The organism is Gluconobacter frateurii (assembly GCF_002723955.1).
GTDB lineage: Bacteria > Pseudomonadota > Alphaproteobacteria > Acetobacterales > Acetobacteraceae > Gluconobacter > Gluconobacter frateurii.
This window is the reverse complement of the sequence record NZ_BEWN01000005.1, coordinates 96,773-112,207: the sequence shown is the minus strand read 5'-3', so window position 1 is coordinate 112,207 and position 15,435 is coordinate 96,773. Positions and strand designations below refer to the sequence as shown.

Genomic DNA, 15,435 nt, shown 5'->3' with positions numbered 1-15,435 from the left:
CAGAGGCCTGCTAAACCCCCTCGCATGAGCAGAAAGACAGCCCTTGATACAGATAGCCAGATTCTGATCCGCAGAATCTGGCGGGACGAAATGCGGCATCACGTTCGTCAGATCGTGACTGTGATTGTGCTGACCGTTCTAATGGCCAGCCTGACCGCGCTTTATCCGGTCGTCATCAAGCGCGCCGTGGACATGTTTGCCGCGCAGGACCCTCGGATTTTGTATCAGGTGCCAGCGCTGGTCGTGATTGTGACCACACTGAAAGCAGCTTCCCAATACGGGCAGACAATCGCCGTTCAGGGGCTCGTTCTGACGGTTATCCGCGGGTTGCAGTCCCGCATGTTCAAACATTCTCTGCAGACCGATGTGTCGCGTATCGAGCGCGAAGCGCCTGCCCAGTGGGCTGCGCGATTTACAACAGATGCCGTTTCCATCCGGGAAGCCATGGTGCGTGTTGTGAACGCACTGGGTGATGCCGTGACAGTTGTCGGCTTGGTGGCCGCCATGATCTGGGCGGACTGGGAACTGAGCCTTATTGCCTTGGTGCTGTACCCCGTCGCTGCTGTTCCGATTCAGAAGCTGGGCAAGAAAGTGCGCCGGGCGTCTGGCGGAATGCAGGAGCAGATCGGTGAGACGTCTGCGCTCCTGAACGAAAGTTTTGCGCTGGCACGGCAGGTCCGGATTTACCGGATGGAAGACCGTGAGAGCAGCCGTGTCGACCAGTCACTTGATCTGCTGCACACGGCATTCCTGCGCATCGCAAAAGGGCGCGCGCGTGTTGATCCGGTTCTGGAGGTTCTGGGCGGAACAGCTGTGGCCGTTGTTCTGGGATTTGCGGGCTGGCGCGCGGCCATGGGCGGGGCAACGCTTGGAGACTTTACAGCTTTTATTACGGCTCTCCTGACAGCCGCCCGGCCCATCCGTGCGCTGGGTTCTCTCAACACGGCGATGCAGGAAGGTCTTGCCGGACTGGCGCGTGTTTTTGCCGTCATTGATGAGCCGCCTGCGGTTATTGACCGTACGGATGCCGTGTCTTTGCCCGGCGGCAAGGGGCATCTTGTTTTCGAACAGGCATCCTATCAGTACGAAGATGGTCGGGTGGGACTGGCCGGTCTGACGCTGGATGTGCAGCCAGGTCAGACGGTGGCTCTTGTTGGGCCGAGTGGAGCAGGAAAATCAACAGCGTTGTCACTGATCCCGCGTCTGCATGACGTGTCGGGTGGGCGTATCCTGCTTGAAGGTGTCGATATCAGGGATGTGCAGGTGGCCTCCCTGCGCGATGCGATCGCGTATGTCAGTCAGGACACGACGTTGTTCGATCTTTCTCTGATCGAAAATATCTGGATTGGTCGGCCGGACGCGAGCCGGGAAGAAGTGGAGGCGGCTTGTCGGATGGCGGCTGTCGATTTTACGGACAACCTCCCGCATGGTCTGGAAACCCGCGTTGGGCCAGGCGGCCGTCGTCTTTCGGGCGGCCAAAGGCAGCGTGTAGCGCTCGCACGTGCCCTTCTGCGAGACCCTCGTGTTCTGCTGCTTGATGAAGCGACAAGTGCGTTGGATTCAGAAAGCGAATCTCGTGTGCAGGGCGCACTTGCCACTCTGCGGACCGGGCGTACTACGGTGATTGTGGCGCATCGTCTTTCAACGGTTCAGTCCGCAGATGTGATTGTCGTGATGGATGATGGCCGGGCTGTAGAGGCAGGATCGCATGCAGAGTTGCTAAAGAAAGACGGCCTTTATGCCCGGTTGGTGCGCAGCCAGTCCTTGGAAGCGGCCTGATAGAGCGCTTTCAGTTCAGGCAGCAGCTTTTCGTAAAGCTCCTGTTTGAAGCCCAGGTTGCGCTTAAGGAGGTCTTTCGGTTCGATCCATTCCCAAAGATCGAATTCTGCTGGGGTATGCAGATCCAGCCGGATGTCGCTATCGTTCCCTTCGAAACCGAGAACAAACCATTTCTGGGTCTGGCCGCGGTATTTCCCCCCGAGCGCCCGTCCGATCAGTGCTGCTGGTAGATCGTAGGCCAGCCAGTCGGAGCGTTCGGCTAAAACTGTTGCGCGTGTGCAGCCTGTTTCTTCCGCAAGTTCACGCAGAGCCGCAGTCCGAGGATCTTCCCCCTCGTCGATACCGCCCTGTGGGCACTGCCAGATATCGCCTGGCAAGTCTGCACGGCGAGCAACAAACAGTTTTCCGTCCCGGTCAAAAAGGGCAACCCCCACATTGGGGCGATAAGGAAGATTGGAAAAATCGGTCATAGGGGAGCCGTCTGAATGTCTTTGGGCTGAGCCGCGGCCTGCTCCTCCGTTGCGCCATTATCTGCCAGCGCGGAAGGTGGAACGAGAACGAAGCGGTTTGTAGCGGGGCCACTGAGCCAGGTCGCGAGACGATCGATTGCGACCGGTGTCAGTGGGCCAACCATCAACAGAATGTGGGTCGGCTTTGCGCCCTCCGGAAGCAGTGTGGCAAGCTTTGCATCAAGCGTTGCGGCATCGGTGTCACCGTTGATCCATGCCGTCGCAGTCATGCCACGGATATGACGGTCTTCCTGGGATGATCCGCTGAGGTAGAGCAGGCCATGGCTGGCGATGATGTCTTCAATCGGATGAAAGCCCGGAGTGGTGGCATATCCGCCGCCGGGCTGGCTGTCTCCGGCTTCCGAAGTATCCGTAAGGCCCGTCGCACCTTGGGCTCGGGACAGGCACCAGTCCAGTTCGCGACGATCATCGGCTTCGGAGTTGCCGTTGCCTAGCGCATGAGGGCCTTCATCGACCGTCTCCGGATGTGCACTCTGCATCGGAAGTGTGACAAAGATTTCTCGATGGGCTGCGTGGGCGCGTGCCAGGACATCCGGCAGATTGCCAATATAAGGCGAGACGCCAACCGCGACCGGGGCTGGAATGCGTGAAAGCACATCGTAGGTCATGGCATCTGAATAGCCAAAGCCCTGCAAGACGATGGCAAGAGCCGTCTTGCCTGATGCCGTGATCGAACTCAGGTCAATCGCAGGGGGCTGTGCAATAGGTGGAGGCATCTGCGGAGATTTGAATGCCGGTGCTGGAGGTGCCGGTACAGTGACAGGAACAGCTTTAGGGGCTGCTGCAATCTGCTGTGCTGCCGGCATAAGCTGGCGCGTTGAATGATTGACGGCCACCGCATCCGGTTGATGAGCAATGGGTGCAAGAGGTTTGTTCTGCGCTGTGACGCGGGGCGTGGAAGACTGGCTCTGATGCCGGAGCATCAGAGCTGCTGTCGTACCGCCTACAAGAACAAGACCCCAGAACGCGACCAGAAGGCGTCCGATAACGGGAAGACGGCTCCAAAGCCCGGGGGAGCGGGATGGAGCGGGACGGTTCTGCACGATCTGGACTGTCCTTCTGGGAAGTAGGGGTTAGTGCGCCGGGGTTGGCGGCGTGGGCTTCTTGTCAGACGGCGGGGCCTTGACCTCGGTTGCCTGTTCAACCGCAGGGGCCGGGTTCGAAATTCCTGCCATGGCATTCACGACCTTGATTGCCTGCTGAAGCTGGAAATCCGTTGCGGGTTTCGTCAGGTCAAACTTCGGCCAGTCTGCCGGGGGAGCCTTGGGAATGGACTTGGAAATCTCCGGAAGATCCGTGCGAGCCGTCTCAGCCGTGCGATTGCCTCCCACATTCGTCAGGATATGGGACAGATCGGCCTCACGATAGCCGTAGCCATCATCGTCCTTGGTTTCCGCAACGGCGATGTCCGGTGTGATGCCAAGTCCCTGAATGGAACGGCCAGATGGTGTGTAGTAACGGGCCGTTGTCAGGCGAACAGCCCCCTGATCCCCAATCGGGATCAGCGTCTGGACGGAACCCTTGCCGAACGTCTTTTCGCCAAGAATGACTGCACGACGATGATCTTTCAGAGCACCGGCTACGATTTCGCTGGCTGAAGCCGAGCCGCCATTCGTCAGCACGACGATAGGCAGACCATTGGTGATATCCGTTCCCCGAGCATCCCAGCGCTGATTGTTCTCCGGATGACGACCGCGGATGGAGACGATCTCGCCTTCCTTGATGAAATCATCGGAGACGGCGATGGCCTGATCGAGCTTGCCACCAGGGTTCGACCGCAGATCAAGGATCACGCCGGTCAGCTTGTGAGCAGGGCTCTTGGCGGCTTCTGCTTTCAGCTTGTCAAAAGCCGTGTGCATTGCGCTTTCAAGATCGTCATCGAATTCGGTCAGACGGATGTAGGCCGTGCTGCCGTACAGGGCGGAACGGACGATCTGGACGTGAACGATTTCGCGCTTCATGTCGAAGGTCAGCGTTTTGCCCGTCTTGGGACGGACGACGGTCAGGCTGATGGATGTTCCCGGATCGCCACGCATCTTGCGAACAGCCTGATCGAGCGTCAGACCATCAATGCTCTTGTGGTCAACCATCGTGATGAAATCACCAGTCTGGATACCAGCGCGCGCAGCAGGTGTGCCATCAATCGGCGACACCACGCGAACATGACCAGACTCAGCCTGAACCTGAAGGCCAAGACCGCCGAACTTGCCGGAAATTTCGGTCTGCATGTCCTTGAACTGGGCGGCGGTCATGTAAGACGAATGCGGATCGAGTTCGCCAACCATGCCATCCAGGGCATTGTTGATGAGGTCCTTGTCCGACACCGGATGAACGTATTCGGCCTTCACAACGTCCATGACCGTACCCAGGAGGGTCAGGAGACGAACGGTTTCAGCGCTGTTGTCATGGGAGACGTCGCGGGCGATGGCGGCGGTAGGGAAAGTGCCAGCGGACCCGACGAGACGCAGTGCGCCCGGTCCGACAGCCAGTCCGGCCAGAAAGGCGGTGCCCAGCAACAGGCCAGTACGGAACTTCATGTGATCTCCATCCTCGGGAACGGGCGTGCTTCCGGCGTCTCTTGCTGTGCAGGACTAGCGCGAAACGGGTTGCCGAAATGTTAAGACGTGAGCTTACAGTGTCCTGCTCTGTCAGAAAACAGGGTCAGAGAAACGGAGCAGGACTGACGATCTGTGCGCCGTGACGCAACTGGACGAAGAGCAGCCCGTCGGAGGCAGGCATTTGCCCAAGTGTGGCGGCTTTTCTGACACTTTGGCCGCTCGAAACACCCAAAGAGCCAAGGCCGGAAAGAACAAAGCGATAATTCTGTCCGCAATCGAGGATCAGCATCTGCCCGAACGAGCGAAAAGGGCCCGAGAAGACGATTCGTCCGCTACAGGGCGCCTGAACCGACGCTGAGGACACAGCAGCATACGTGATGCCGGTGGAAGGGCCGGCCTCGGTATCCTGTCCCCATCTCACGGCGATATGTCCTGACACAGGCGCGTGTCCGTTGCCGGAAGAAACGCCATTTCCGGCAGAGAGTGCCTTTGCCTGTGCTCTTGTTTTTCGGGCCTGCTCCATCTGATGCTGCTTTGCCAGCGCGCGGGCTTCGGCTTCAAGTTCGGCCTTTGCCTGTGCTTCCTGCCGAGCAATCGCCTCGATTTCGGCCGAAAGATCGGCGGAGGCTTTCATGGCTTCGGCGACCGCGGACTTAGCGCGTTTCGCGGCTTGATCCGATACTGTTTCCTGGCGGGCAGCGACCTTTGTTCTGGCTGCTGCGACATCTCGCTGATGCGTCTGGGATTTCAGGAGACCATCCAGTTCTTTCTGACGGCTATCAAGCGCGTCTCCGACTGTCTGGAGTTCTTCCTGTTTTGTCTGGAGGTGCGCGGCGCGTTGCTGGGTCAGGCGCGAGAAGCCACCGAGAATGGACAGGGCTGTCACGCTGTCTGTCGCTGCGGAAGGTGAGGCAAGGAGCGCCGCGTCGGGAGCAATGGACAGGCGCGCGGCGACCGGCAGCAGGGGCTGCAACGCTTCGTTTTCGTGTGCGATATCCTGCCTGATGCTGGTTTGCTTCTGTGTCAGATCTTCAATTTCTGCGTTCAGTGTATCAATACGGGAGCGGGTAGTTTGAACAGCCGTTTGAGCCGTGCGTGTCTGCGCGGCGAATGCGACCTTGCGGGCGTTGTCCTGAAGCGCTTTCTGCTGGGCCTGAGTAGCCGCCTGCTGTCTGGCCCGTAAGGTCGCGGCTTCCTGCGCCTGTTGCGCTTCCAGAGCCTTTCGGGCTGCCTGCACCCGCGCAAGGGCCTGTTGTCCGCCACTTGGGGCGGATGAATGATGAGCAGGCCTGGCAGATCGATGATGGGCGTGATCTGCCGGAGAGGCTGCCATCAGCCATGGCGTAACCGCCAGAGCCAATGGCAGCACTCTGGCTGGATCAGGCGTTTTCAAGCAGGGAAATGCCTGTCATGGCTGCGGGCTGGGGCAGGCCGAGCAGCGCAAGCAGTGTGGGTGCCAGATCGGCGAGGCGTCCGTCATGGATGGTTTTGCCCTCGGCGTGAGCCAGAATGACCGGGACGACGTTGAGTGTATGCGCTGTATGAGCGCCGCCGGTCTCCGGATCACGCATGGTCTCGCAGTTACCGTGATCCGCCGTAACGATCAGTGTACCGCCTGCGCGAGTGATGGCGTCGTTGATGCGACCCAGACCCTGATCAACGGTTTCGCAGGCTTTGATGGCTGCCGGGAGAGAGCCGGTATGGCCGACCATATCCGGGTTGGCGAAGTTCAGAATAATCATGTCAAAGCGGCCGGATTCAATGGCTTCCACGGCACGGTCTGTCAGTTCGGGAGCAGACATTTCCGGCTGTAGATCGTAGGTCGCAACCTTGGGAGACGGAACGAGGATACGCTCTTCGCCCGGAAGCTGGACTTCACGGCCACCATTCAGGAAGTATGTGACATGCGGGAATTTTTCCGTCTCGGCCATACGAAGCTGGGCTTTGCCAGCCTTGGCCACGACGTCTCCCAGCAGATCGTCCAGCGGGATCTTTGGAAAGAGGACAGTCATGTATGGGGCAAGGTGGTCTGAATACCGCGTCATGCCGCTGACCGCTGCGAAATTGATGCGCCGGCCACTCTCGTAACCGTCGAAATCTGGCACAACCAGAACATCCAGAAGCTGGCGGATACGATCTGCACGGAAGTTGCAGGACAGGATGCCGTCGCCGTCTTTCATCCCTGCATAATCGCCAAGGACTGTTGGGATAACGAACTCATCCCCTTTGTCTTCGGCGTAGCTGGCTTTTAGTACGGAAAGGGCGTCGTCTGCATGTGGGCCCTTGCCATCCCGGATTGCATCGATGGCTAGCTTGACGCGTTCCCAACGGCGATCACGGTCCATGGCGTAATAGCGGCCGCTGATCGTGGCGACCTGCACGCTTTCGGGGAGGTCCTTAAGAAGGGCAGGAATATACTCCTGACCGGACTGAGGAGCCGTATCACGACCATCACTGAAGATGTGCAGAGCAACAGGAACGCCGGCCGCGCTGACGATTTTGGCGAGTGCCAGAACGTGGTCCTGGTGGGCATGTACGCCACCTGGAGAAATCAAGCCCATGAGATGGCAGGTTCCGCCAGACGTCTTAAGGGCGTGAATGAATTCTTTCAGGACTGTGTTCTCGGCCAGAGAGCCATCGCGGGCGCTGCGTGAGATGCGCGGCAGTTCCTGCATCACCACACGGCCAGCCCCGATATTGAGATGGCCAACCTCCGAGTTTCCCATCTGACCTTCCGGCAGGCCGACATCTTCGCCGCATGTTTTAAGGAAGGCGTGAGGGGACTTTGCCCACAGGGTATCGAAAGTCGGGGTGTTGGCCAGTCTTACCGCATTGTCAGAGTTTTCCTCGCGCCAGCCGAACCCGTCCAGAATGACGAGCATGACGGGGCGGCGTTGTGAGGAAGCGGTAGAGGACATGGCGGTTTCCTGTCTTGCAGAAGGAGGAAAGAATAGGCGTCAGTATGCCACCTTTCCCCCAAAATGCGAACGCCCGCCGAAGAGGCGGGCGTTGCTGTATCATGACAGTGACGTGAGAGTCAGATCCTGTCGATACCCTTCTTGACGGTGTCCTTGACGTCGCCCTTGGCGGTCTGTGCTTCGCCCTTGAGGTTCTGCACAACACCTTCGCCTTCAAGCTGCTCGTCATTCGTGACGCGACCAACTTCTTCCTTGATCTTGCCTACGACCTTGTTGGTGGCGCCTTTGAGTTTGTCTTCGATGGAGCTCATGGTGATCTCCTCCTGAATAAAGAGTTGCAGGATTTCAACGGGGCAGGCGGCAAGAAGTTTCGCCCTTCTCTCCAGATATGCGTGACAAAAGGGTGTGCGGCTTCCATATATCGGGAACTGAAAACCTCAGATTTTCTGGAGACTGACCATGACCCAAGGCTGCGGTCCCGTTAAGGGCGCCAATGGTGGCGGATGTGGTGTTGGCCTTACCCCGGAACAGCGCCGTATTCTGCTGGAGCATGGTACCGAATATCCCGGTTCCAGTCCGCTGAACGACGAAAAACGTTCCGGAATTTACGCTTGTGCCGGGTGTGGCCGTGAGCTGTTTTCGTCCGCGGCGAAATACGAAAGCGGGAGTGGATGGCCATCGTTTTTCCAGCCGCTGGAAGGCGCGGTTGAAACGACGCAGGATGGGAGCCATGGAATGGTTCGCACGGAAGTGCACTGTGCGAGCTGCCAGGGGCATCTGGGGCATGTCTTTCCTGATGGGCCACCACCCACGGGACTACGTTATTGCATGAACGGTCTGGCGCTCGATTTTCGGCCGGCCGCAGGAGAAAAAGTATGAGTCAGGCGCTGCCGCCTATCGTTCTCGACCATCCGCTGGTGCGCCACAAGCTGACCCGTCTGCGTGATAAGAACACATCCACAGCGGGCTTTCGTCGCCTGACCCGTGAGCTCAGCCTGCTTCTGGCTTATGAAGCCACGCGTAATCTGTCTCTTGTGCCGCGTCAGATCGAAGCACCAAGCGGGTTCATGGAAGGTGAGGAACTGGACGGCAAGAAGCTCTGCTTTGTCTCCATTCTGCGTGCCGGCAACGGCCTTTTGGATGGAATGCTGGATCTCGTGCCGTCTGCGCGTGTCGGTCATATTGGTCTTCGCCGGGACCATGAGACGCTGGAAGTCAGTGAATACTACTTCAATATGCCGAGCGACGTTCCGGGGCGGACCTGCATCGTTCTGGACCCGATGCTTGCAACGGGCCATTCAGCCGCAGCCGCTGTCACGCGCGTTAAGGAAGCAGGAGCAATTGCGCCTGTTTTCGCCTGTCTTCTGGCCGCTCCGGAAGGAATTGCTCACATGACGGAGCTGCATCCGGATGTGCAGGTCGTGACGTGTTGTGTGGATCAGAAACTTGACGAGCACGGCTATATTGTCCCGGGTCTGGGAGATGCTGGCGACCGTCTGTTCGGCACACGCTAATAGATGCAAATATTCGGCACACGCGCTTGTGTGCTGAATGTTATGCCGTTTTGTGGCCGGTTATGGATCATCACCCTTTTCTCGGGAGTTTAATCCATGACCGCCTACGCTATTTTTATCCGCGATAAATTGACAGATCCGGCTGAATTTCAAACGTACTCAGATACGGTTGGGGAGTCCTTTAAAGGCCATCCTGCCAAAATTCTGGCTGCTTATGGAAAGCAGGAAAAGCTTGAAGGTATTGAGCCGGACGGTGTTGTCATTATCGAATTTCCGGATATCGCATCTGCTCGTGCCTGGTACGACAGCCCGGAGTATCAGGCTGCCGCGAAGCACCGCTGGAAAGCAGCGTCCTACAATGTTGTTATTGTAGAGGGTGTTTGAACGGTTGCTCTAAATCGTGAAATCATCGTGTTCGATGTAGTGGGGGACGGCAATGTTTTTGCCGTTCCTGCCAGCGCCGATGCGTTCAAGTGAGGATCATTCGACTGCACGATGTGACAGTTTGAGAAAACGCCCGCTTTGCTGATCTCGTAGGCAACTTCCATCTTGGCTGTTTCGCCCCGTTCGAAGATATCACGAGGATATCTGGCGTCTATATAGCCGGCTTCTACCAAGCTTTCGAATTGCCCGAAAGATTGGTGCAGCCCGCTAGGGACAGCCCAATAAGGGCTGTAAACCAGCGAAAACTTCTCAGTCTCTGCGTACGATGTAATGCCGGGACAGATCCGTCTCGATCTGTTTTGCATGTTCCGTATCGCGGGCTTCAATCATGACGACCAGTTCCGCCGTTTGCACGGATGGGGACGCGAACAGACGGTGATGGGACACTTCGATGATGTTTCCGCCATAGTTACCGATCCGGGCGGAAATATCGGCCAGCATGCCGGGCCGGTCAGGGATCTGGAAAATCAGACGCAGGATCCGGCCGTCCCGCAAGAGCGAGCGAAGTATCGTATTCGCCAGAATACGGGCGTTAATATTGCCGCCCGAGAGGGGAAGGGCGACTTTGCGGCCCTTGAACAGATCCGGATTGGCGATAACGGCAGCCAGTCCCGTGGCGCCTGCACCTTCGCAGACCTGTTTGGCTTTCTCGGCGAGCGTTGTGATGGCGCTTTCGACCTGAAGTTCATTAACCACAAGAATTCTGGAAATCCGGTTGCGGAATGCGTTCAGGCAGTGTTCGCCCATCGTGGTGACGGCAATGCCTTCCGCGATCGTGGAGCCGCCGAGCGTCGGGCCGCCCTCTGTCGGGAACGCAGCCAGGGACGCATAGGCCTCGACCTGTACACCAATGACTTCCACGTCCGGTCGTAAGGCCGCCATCACGGTTGCAAAGCCACCAATCAAGCCACCGCCACCAACCGGCACAACGACCGTGTCGATCTGGGGGGCGTCCTGAAGCAGTTCCAGAGCAGCCGTGCCCTGTCCGGCAATGACAGCAGGATCATTGAACGGATGGACGAGAACGCGTCCTTCTGTCTTCTGCAGTTCTTCTGCTGTGACGCAGGCCTGTGCAAAATCGTCGCCAGCCAGAACGACATTCGCTCCCCAGGCCTGCGTTGCCGCAACTTTGGATGCCGGGGTAAAGCGCGGCATGACGATTGTCGCATCAATGCCGAGAAGACTGGCCTGACGGGCCACACCCTGCGCGTGATTGCCTGCCGAAACGGTAATGACGCCGCGTGCCCTTTCTTCAGCCGTCAGGAGCGCCATTTTGTTGGCGGCACCCCGCTCCTTGAAGGAGCCAATGGCCTGAAGATTCTCAAGCTTGAGCGTAATTTCCGCGCCTGTCAGACGGGACAGGGCGGGGCAGGTAATCGTCGGCGTGCGTACCACTGTGGACGCGATGCGCTCATGGGCGCTCTCGATGTCCTGGATGGTAACGACAGGGACGGTGGACGTCAGGACGTCAGACATCAGCGGTATGTGACTTTCAGGATCTCGTAGGTACGGTCGCCGCCGGGAGCGGGAACGGAGATGGTATCGCCCACATCCTTGCCGATCAGGGCCTTGGCAAGCGGGGAGGAGATCGAGATCAGGCCCTGCTTGATATCGGCTTCGTGGACGCCGACGATCTGGTAGGCGTTTTCCTTGTCTGTCTCTTCATCCACGACTTCGATATGAGCACCAAAGCGCACCTTGGTGCCAGTGAACGTGGACGGATCGATTACGTCGGCTGAAGAAACAATACTTTCAAGCTCAAGCACGCGTCCTTCGATGAAGGACTGGCGGTCACGAGCGGCATGATACTCTGCGTTTTCGGAGAGGTCGCCATGCTCGCGTGCTTCAGCAATGGCCCGGATGACGGCAGGGCGATCAACGCTCTTGAGGGTACGCAGTTCGTCTTCAAGACGCTGCAGTCCCTGCGCGGTCATGGGAATTTTCTGCACTCTGAAATCCTCGGAAAAGCGTAGCTGAAATTGAATGAATAGCCAGACAATATAGGATTTCAGGGGGTTTCTTGCAAGGTGCGGTGTTTTTGTTTATCGAATAGCGATAAATTTGTGATGGTTGTTTATGTCGAAACGATTATCGAGGATCAATAATCAAAGTTATCTGTTCGAGTATGGAAAGCCTTGTTGGCGGGGCAGAAAAAAGACAGGAGACAAGGTCATCTGATGTCTGTTCACGTCAGTCTGGATGAGCTTCTGAAAGAGCGGGGCATGTCTTTGACGGAACTGTCAGAGAAGGTGGGCCTGACGCTTGCCAATCTCTCCATTCTCAAGACAGGGAAAGCAAAAGCGATCCGGTTTTCTACGCTGGACGCTCTTTGTCGGGTTCTCGACTGTCAGCCGGGCGATATTCTTCGGTATTCAGACGAATAAGAACGAAAAAAGCCCGTCAGATTGCTCTGACGGGCTTTTTCATCAGGTAGGTTCAGAACTCGCCCTTGAAGTAGGACTGGAGCGGGGCAACACCCAGATCGCCTTCCTTGAGGACGGCGATTGCGTATGTCGCCGCACGGGCGCCCGCAATCGTGGTGTAGTGCGGAACGCCCATGGTCAGCGCGCCGCGACGAATGTCGTAACTGTCGCGGGCTGCCTGACCACCCTGAGACGTGTTGATGACCATCTGCACGTCCCCGGAACGGATGGCATCCACGCAGTTCGGGCGTCCCTGCATGACCTTGTTCACGCGCTTCACGGGAATGTTGGCCGCTTCCAGGCGTGAGGCCGTACCGCTGGTTGCAAGAATGGTGAAGCCCATTTCGACCAGCTTGCGGGCCAGAGGCTGAACATGTCCCTTGTCGCTGTCACGCACGGACAGAAAGACCGTTCCGGACAGTGGCAGCTTTACGCCAGCAGCGAGCTGGGACTTGGCGAAAGCCCGCTCAAAGCTGGAATCCAGCCCCATGACTTCACCTGTGGAGCGCATTTCCGGACCAAGGATCGTGTCAGCGTTGGCAAAGCGATGGAACGGGAAGACAGCTTCCTTGACGGCCACATGCGGGGAGACCGCGCCGCCATCCAGACGGAACTCGGACAGGCGCGCACCAGCCATGACACGGGCACCGATCTTGGCAACCGGAACGCCAGTCGCTTTGGCGACGAACGGCACGGTACGGGAGGCGCGGGGATTTACTTCGAGAACGAAGACTTCCTGATCCTTGATGGCGTACTGCACGTTCATCAGGCCACGGATACCAAGCTCACGAGCCATGGCTTCCGTCTGGGAGCGGAGTTCCGTCACCAGTGCTGGGGAGAGCGTGTAGGGCGGCAGGGAGCAGGCGGAGTCACCGGAATGGATGCCAGCCTCCTCGATGTGTTCCATGACGCCGGCGACATAGACCGTCTCGCCATCGGCGATGCAGTCCACGTCGGCTTCGATCGCGTCGTTCAGGTAGTGGTCGAGCAGGATCGGGCCGGTCGAGACTTCCGGGCCGGCTGCGCGCAGAACCGTGTTGAGGTAATGCTTCAGACCAGCATTGTCGTACACGATTTCCATTGCGCGTCCGCCCAGAACGTAGGACGGACGAGCGACGACCGGATAACCAACTTCCTCTGCAACCTTCTCGGCATCTGCAGGGGTGCGGGCGATCCCGTTGCGTGGCTGGCGTAGACCGAGCTTACGCAGCATGGTCTGGAAACGCTCACGGTCTTCGGCGCGGTCAATCGCGTCGGCAGGGGTGCCGAGGAGCGGAATGCCAGCCTCTTCCAGTGCGCGGGACAGCTTCAGCGGCGTCTGGCCGCCGTATTGCACGATGCAGCCCAGGATCTTGCCGCCACGGGCTTCCGTGCGAATAAGGGCGATGACGTCTTCGGCCGTAAGCGGCTCGAAATACAGACGGTCGGACGTGTCGTAGTCCGTAGAGACCGTTTCCGGGTTGCAGTTGACCATGACTGTTTCAAAGCCAGCTTCGCGCAGGGCGTAGGCGGCATGAACGCAGCAGTAATCGAACTCGATGCCCTGACCAATCCGGTTCGGGCCACCGCCCAGAATGATGATCTTGTCGCGGCCTGTCGGCTGGCTCTCGCATTCCGGTGTGCCGAACCCGCCTTCATAGGTGGAGTACAGGTACGGCGTGTCAGAGGCGAACTCGGCCGCGCAGGTATCGATGCGGCGATAGACGGGCACGACGTTGAGAGCTTCGCGCTGTGCTGCAACATCCGGGACGCTCTGGCCGGAAAGGCGAGCGAGCTGGGCGTCGGAGAAACCCTGAGCCTTCAGGCGACGGAAACCGTAGGCGTCCTTAGGCAGGCCATTCTTCTCAACGTCACGCTCGGAGGCGATAATGTCTTCCAGCTGGCGCAGGAACCATGGTTCGAATTTGCAGGCCTGCTGAACCTCTTCAACCGTCAGGCCAGCGCGGAGCGCCTGTGCGGCCATCAGGATACGCTCGGGGCGTGGTTCTGCGAGGGCAGCCAGATAGGCGTCCTTGGAACCGTCGCCGGGTGCTTCAACCGGGTCCAGACCCATCAGGCCTGTCTCCATGGAGCGGAAGCCCTTCTGGATCGCTTCGGCAAAGGAGCGGCCCACGGACATGGCTTCGCCTACCGACTTCATGGACGTCGAAAGCAGGGCCGGGGAACCCGGGAACTTCTCGAACGTGAAGCGGGGGATCTTGGCGACAACGTAGTCGATCGTCGGCTCGAAGGAGGCAGGGGTTGTCTTCGTGATGTCGTTCTTAAGTTCGTCCAGCGTGTAACCGACGGCCAGCTTGGCGGCGATCTTGGCGATCGGGAAGCCAGTGGCCTTGGAGGCGAGTGCAGACGACCGGGACACGCGCGGGTTCATCTCGATGACGACCATGCGGCCATCAGCCGGATTGACGCCGAACTGCACATTGGAGCCGCCTGTTTCGACGCCGATCTTGCGCAGGCACGCCAGTGAGGCGTCCCGCATGCGCTGGTATTCCTTGTCGGTCAGCGTCAGGGCCGGGGCAACGGTAATGGAGTCACCTGTGTGAACACCCATCGGGTCGATGTTCTCGATGGAGCAGATGATGATGCAGTTATCCGCGGTGTCGCGGACCACTTCCATCTCGTACTCTTTCCAGCCCAGAACGGACTCTTCAATCAGCACTTCCGTCGTCGGGGAGGCATCAAGGCCGCCTGTGACGATCTGGTCGAACTCTTCGCGATTGTAGGCGATGCCGCCGCCAGCGCCGCCCATGGTGAAAGACGGGCGGATGATGGCGGGCAGGCCGACGTCAGCCAGAGCCGCGCGCGCTTCTGCCAGCGTATGGGCGATGGTGCTGCGTGGGCTTTCGATCCCGATTTCGTCCATGGCTTCGCGGAACTTCTGGCGATCTTCCGCGCGGTCAATGACCTCTGCGTCTGCGCCAATCAGTTCCACATTGTGCTTCTTGAGGAAGCCGGATTTGTCGAGCGCCATGGCGGCGTTCAGGGCTGTCTGGCCACCCATGGTGGGCAGGACGGCGTCGGGCTTTTCCTTGAGGATGATGCGCTCGACGAATTCCGGCGTGATCGGCTCGATATAGGTCGCGTCCGCCAGGCCCGGATCGGTCATGATCGTGGCTGGGTTGGAGTTGATGAGGATGACGCGGTAGCCTTCCTCACGCAGGGCCTTACAGGCCTGTGCGCCGGAGTAATCGAATTCGCAGGCCTGTCCGATAACGATCGGGCCTGCGCCGATGATCAGGATGGACTTGATGTCTGTCCGTTTTGGCATG

The 15,435-nt window shown here is 58.6% G+C and carries 15 protein-coding genes; 5 read left to right on the top strand and 10 right to left on the bottom strand.

Annotated features, from left to right (window positions below; all coding sequences use genetic code 11):
* The first annotated feature begins 24 nt into the window (after window positions 1–24).
* Window positions 25–1,779: an ABC transporter ATP-binding protein gene (locus GFR01_RS13320; protein ID WP_099182861.1), complete on the top strand. Its 1,755-nt coding sequence runs from the start codon at window positions 25–27 to the stop codon at window positions 1,777–1,779.
* Here the strand turns inward: GFR01_RS13320 and GFR01_RS13315 are convergent.
* The 6 genes from GFR01_RS13315 to GFR01_RS13290 all read right to left on the bottom strand — a co-directional run bounded on the left by GFR01_RS13315 (window position 1,737) and on the right by GFR01_RS13290 (window position 8,096).
* Window positions 1,737–2,249 carry an RNA pyrophosphohydrolase gene (locus tag GFR01_RS13315; RefSeq protein WP_099182860.1) on the bottom strand — a complete coding sequence of 171 codons (513 nt, stop codon included), beginning with the start codon at window positions 2,247–2,249 and terminating at the stop codon, window positions 1,737–1,739. The genes GFR01_RS13320 and GFR01_RS13315 overlap by 43 nt on opposite strands.
* On the bottom strand, window positions 2,246–3,352 hold the full coding sequence (locus GFR01_RS13310; protein ID WP_099182859.1) for a divergent polysaccharide deacetylase family protein: 1,107 nt from the start codon (window positions 3,350–3,352) through the stop codon (window positions 2,246–2,248). The genes GFR01_RS13315 and GFR01_RS13310 overlap by 4 nt, the downstream gene beginning before the upstream one ends.
* Window positions 3,353–3,382: 30 nt before the next feature.
* Complete coding sequence (locus GFR01_RS13305) at window positions 3,383–4,846, bottom strand: S41 family peptidase (protein ID WP_063905325.1); 1,464 nt, start codon at window positions 4,844–4,846, stop codon at window positions 3,383–3,385.
* A 124-nt stretch (window positions 4,847–4,970) separates the two neighbouring features.
* Window positions 4,971–6,260, bottom strand: coding sequence for a murein hydrolase activator EnvC family protein (locus GFR01_RS13300; RefSeq protein WP_099182858.1), 1,290 nt, complete (start codon window positions 6,258–6,260; stop codon window positions 4,971–4,973).
* Window positions 6,247–7,785 carry a 2,3-bisphosphoglycerate-independent phosphoglycerate mutase gene (gene gpmI / locus GFR01_RS13295; RefSeq protein ID WP_099182857.1) on the bottom strand — a complete coding sequence of 513 codons (1,539 nt, stop codon included), beginning with the start codon at window positions 7,783–7,785 and terminating at the stop codon, window positions 6,247–6,249. Before gpmI ends, GFR01_RS13300 begins: the two co-directional genes overlap by 14 nt.
* Before the next feature lie 119 nt (window positions 7,786–7,904).
* Window positions 7,905–8,096, bottom strand: coding sequence for a CsbD family protein (locus GFR01_RS13290; protein WP_063905328.1), 192 nt, complete (start codon window positions 8,094–8,096; stop codon window positions 7,905–7,907).
* A 148-nt stretch (window positions 8,097–8,244) separates the two neighbouring features.
* On the opposite strand from GFR01_RS13290, the gene msrB reads away from it, so the two are divergent.
* From msrB to GFR01_RS13275, 3 genes are all read left to right on the top strand, one after another.
* The gene (msrB, locus tag GFR01_RS13285; protein ID WP_099182856.1) at window positions 8,245–8,664 is read left to right on the top strand and encodes a peptide-methionine (R)-S-oxide reductase MsrB; all 420 of its coding nucleotides are present in this window, start codon (window positions 8,245–8,247) and stop codon (window positions 8,662–8,664) included.
* Window positions 8,661–9,299, top strand: coding sequence for a uracil phosphoribosyltransferase (gene upp / locus GFR01_RS13280; RefSeq protein WP_010502049.1), 639 nt, complete (start codon window positions 8,661–8,663; stop codon window positions 9,297–9,299). Before msrB ends, upp begins: the two co-directional genes overlap by 4 nt.
* A gap of 96 nt (window positions 9,300–9,395) precedes the next feature.
* On the top strand, window positions 9,396–9,683 hold the full coding sequence (locus GFR01_RS13275; RefSeq protein ID WP_099182855.1) for a DUF1330 domain-containing protein: 288 nt from the start codon (window positions 9,396–9,398) through the stop codon (window positions 9,681–9,683).
* Here GFR01_RS13275 and GFR01_RS16250 read toward each other — a convergent pair.
* The 3 genes from GFR01_RS16250 to greA all read right to left on the bottom strand — a co-directional run bounded on the left by GFR01_RS16250 (window position 9,653) and on the right by greA (window position 11,692).
* Entirely contained in the window at window positions 9,653–9,847 is a 195-nt protein-coding gene (locus tag GFR01_RS16250) for a hypothetical protein (protein WP_408870399.1), read from the bottom strand. The two genes, GFR01_RS13275 and GFR01_RS16250, sit on opposite strands and share 31 nt — an antisense overlap.
* 145 nt (window positions 9,848–9,992) lie before the next feature.
* The gene (locus GFR01_RS13270) at window positions 9,993–11,219 is read right to left on the bottom strand and encodes a threonine ammonia-lyase (protein WP_099182854.1); all 1,227 of its coding nucleotides are present in this window, start codon (window positions 11,217–11,219) and stop codon (window positions 9,993–9,995) included.
* Window positions 11,219–11,692 carry a transcription elongation factor GreA gene (greA, locus tag GFR01_RS13265; protein WP_007282780.1) on the bottom strand — a complete coding sequence of 158 codons (474 nt, stop codon included), beginning with the start codon at window positions 11,690–11,692 and terminating at the stop codon, window positions 11,219–11,221. Before greA ends, GFR01_RS13270 begins: the two co-directional genes overlap by 1 nt.
* Window positions 11,693–11,920: 228 nt before the next feature.
* Between greA and GFR01_RS13260 the strand changes: the two genes are divergently transcribed.
* Window positions 11,921–12,127: a helix-turn-helix domain-containing protein gene (locus GFR01_RS13260; protein WP_099182853.1), complete on the top strand. Its 207-nt coding sequence runs from the start codon at window positions 11,921–11,923 to the stop codon at window positions 12,125–12,127.
* 52 nt (window positions 12,128–12,179) lie between these two features.
* Here GFR01_RS13260 and carB read toward each other — a convergent pair whose 3' ends face one another.
* Window positions 12,180–15,434, bottom strand: a complete 3,255-nt coding sequence (gene carB, locus GFR01_RS13255; protein ID WP_099182852.1) for a carbamoyl-phosphate synthase large subunit — start codon at window positions 15,432–15,434, stop codon at window positions 12,180–12,182.
* Window position 15,435 lies beyond the last annotated feature (1 nt).

Bases quoted from the DNA above. Each gene is read 5' to 3' on its own strand.
- GFR01_RS13315 (WP_099182860.1), bottom strand. From the start codon at position 2,249: ATGACCGATTTTTCCAATCTTCCTTATCGCCCCAATGTGGGGGTTGCC.
- gpmI (WP_099182857.1), bottom strand. From the start codon at position 7,785: ATGTCCTCTACCGCTTCCTCACAACGCCGCCCCGTCATGCTCGTCATT.
- GFR01_RS13270 (WP_099182854.1), bottom strand. From the start codon at position 11,219: ATGTCTGACGTCCTGACGTCCACCGTCCCTGTCGTTACCATCCAGGAC.
- GFR01_RS13290 (WP_063905328.1), bottom strand. From the start codon at position 8,096: ATGAGCTCCATCGAAGACAAACTCAAAGGCGCCACCAACAAGGTCGTA.
- GFR01_RS13320 (WP_099182861.1), top strand. From the start codon at position 25: ATGAGCAGAAAGACAGCCCTTGATACAGATAGCCAGATTCTGATCCGC.
- msrB (WP_099182856.1), top strand. From the start codon at position 8,245: ATGACCCAAGGCTGCGGTCCCGTTAAGGGCGCCAATGGTGGCGGATGT.
- carB (WP_099182852.1), bottom strand. From the start codon at position 15,434: ATGCCAAAACGGACAGACATCAAGTCCATCCTGATCATCGGCGCAGGC.
- GFR01_RS13275 (WP_099182855.1), top strand. From the start codon at position 9,396: ATGACCGCCTACGCTATTTTTATCCGCGATAAATTGACAGATCCGGCT.
- GFR01_RS16250 (WP_408870399.1), bottom strand. From the start codon at position 9,847: ATGGAAGTTGCCTACGAGATCAGCAAAGCGGGCGTTTTCTCAAACTGT.
- upp (WP_010502049.1), top strand. From the start codon at position 8,661: ATGAGTCAGGCGCTGCCGCCTATCGTTCTCGACCATCCGCTGGTGCGC.
- GFR01_RS13260 (WP_099182853.1), top strand. From the start codon at position 11,921: ATGTCTGTTCACGTCAGTCTGGATGAGCTTCTGAAAGAGCGGGGCATG.
- GFR01_RS13305 (WP_063905325.1), bottom strand. From the start codon at position 4,846: ATGAAGTTCCGTACTGGCCTGTTGCTGGGCACCGCCTTTCTGGCCGGA.